Raw genomic sequence first — 2,474 nt, 5'->3', positions numbered from 1 at the left:
AGAGATAAATGACATCGTCACCCTGGCCAGTCCAAACAGCATCGCCAGCATCACCAACATTGATTGAAACACCTTTGTTGATATCAACATTGTCTACAATCTTGTTGTAACCCGCTTGTCCATTGGTTACTGCAGGTGATCCTATCCAACTCAAATTATCATGAAGAACTTTAACAGAATCGATCATCTTGCCTGTAGACGACACATCTACGCTGCCTTTTGAACCCATTACATCAAATGAAATATTGCTAGTGCTTGTATCACCATCACCATCTTTCAATGTGTAATCGAAGTCTACGGTTTCAGGTCTAGCTTGTGGTTTGCCACCAAATTTGTACGAACCCGTATCCATATCGATACTCAAAGTGTACTTGCCATCGACCGTAACTTTTAACTCGTTTGTTGATTCATTTTTGGTAAAGCTGATCTTAGAGTTCTGTCCTGTAGAACTGATAGTTGAACCATCAAAATTAAAAGTTACGCCATCAATAACTAACTGACTAACATAACCACCATCAGCGCCAAAGCCACCATTAGTTACCAATGAACCATTAACGGTTTGAATTATTGGCTGGGTCAATATATCTGTTAGTTGGCTCGACGAATCAATAACTATCGCTGAAGAGTCTGTTCCCGTCAGACCATCGTGAGAAACCAAATCAATTTGGCCTTTGTCAAGATAACCTCCCGTTATACCTATAGCTTGAGAAGTAATACCATTATCATCTAAATGTTTAGTCCAAGTTTTCGCTTCCCAATAATCTATCCTATCATCTTGGTTTGGAATTCCATCAGTAATAAAGTAACTGACGTTATTCGCATCAGGGAGCTTACTATCTTCGTCATGGTCCCATGAAGTACGGGCTTTACGTAAAGCATCATCATAATCAGTATTATTCTTAGGTTTTAGCTTATTGATTTCTGTAATAGCTTCACTAACAGAGAACCAAGATTTACTACCGTCATGTATGAGTTTAGCGTTGCCGGTAAATGTCACTATTTGGACTTTTACATCGCCAAGCGTGTCATATTGCTGGAGCATCTTAGCAAGAGACTCTTTTAAAATAGCTAAACGAGTCTTACCAGCAACGCCAGAATCGTAGCCCATAGAGCCAGACACGTCGATTACCAACTGAATATTCGTATCTGATTTTGTTTCTGGGGTAACTGGCACATCAATAGCTGTTGCAACAGGCTGATCATCTTCAATCGAAATCGTAATTTGCCCCCCTGAACTCTTAAGCCCCGAAGTGTCTTTAGCAATGACCGGGATCTGAATGACTAGATTGTCTTCGCCATTAGTATTGGGGTGATCTACCGGAGCTTTCAATTGTATGTCGTAGTGACCATTTCTATCCAATGTTGCTTCAATAACAACTTTTCCGTTAGCAGTACCAGTAAGTGCATGACCATCAGGCGATACCGCCCAATCAATAGTATGCCCTTCTGATGTCAAAGGCTGACCGGTCGATGTTGTAATGTTGATTGAGCTTGTTTCACTAAACACAGTGTCAGACAAGTTGTTATTAGCGTCAGTAATAACAAGATTACCTTGTATAGAGTGACCATCCGTAGAGTCAGTAGGTAACCCAATAGTATCAGTGATACCACCGTTTAGGCCTTCTTCTGAAACGCTAACTGATTGGTTTTTGATTACAGGTGCAACTTCATTATCGAGTATAAAACCTGTGCCAGTGTCTCTGCCAATAGTAATCGTATAATTTTCAGTATTTTCTACAAGAACGTCATCTAATGTAGGAACGATAACTTTAAAGTAATATACGCCTTTAGGCACGACAATAGATTGTCCATCGGCGCTCAATGTGACGCCATTAGTAAACGAAATGTCTGATTTTTTAACGTCACTACTATTAGGGAGGTTTATTGAGTATGTTACGTCTACATCAGAAGAACCAGTAAGTAAAACGCTATACTCTAAGGTCCCACCCTCAATTACCGAACGAGCATTGGCAACATTTACAGTTGGTTTATCAGCAGCGTCTTCGTTTATAGAACCCGACGCGCTAACACCGTGCTGACCGTGATTAATGATTACATCCTTACTAGCATCTGTTGAAGATTGGAAAGGTATCTCACTCAACTTAATCCCAAAGTCTTCAGATGTTTCGAAACGGTTGTCATTTATTGTATCTACATTAACTTTGAAATCCGTAACTTTCGCAGGAAGCGTGAATGTACCATCCACTTCATTTACCGGAATAGTCTTAATCACTCCGCCAGAAACATAAGTGACTGTAACCCCAGAAAACGGCTTACTACTGTCTACGGCTAAATCCTCAAAGTTTGCTTTACCAACGCCATTAGAAAATTCAAACTCGACTTTCATCTCAATCGACGCTTCAGACACCTTCGATAGTTGCCCATCAAATACGGCCGTGCTTCCTTCATCAACAGCATTAGCATTCGTCAATGTAAGCGTAGGGTTATCTGTATGATCTAACTTGATTGTACCC

General features: G+C 40.4%; 1 protein-coding gene. It reads right to left on the bottom strand.

All coding sequences use genetic code 11. The features are described 5' to 3' along the window. The coding region (locus AB4496_RS22580; protein ID WP_372132037.1) for a VWA domain-containing protein at positions 1 to 2,474 on the bottom strand (2,474 nt) is incomplete at both ends.

The sequence above is a fragment of the Vibrio sp. 10N.222.46.A1 genome, from assembly GCF_041473595.1.
Classification (GTDB): Bacteria; Pseudomonadota; Gammaproteobacteria; order Enterobacterales; family Vibrionaceae; genus Vibrio; species Vibrio tasmaniensis_A.
This window is presented reverse-complemented; position numbering and strand designations above follow the sequence as displayed.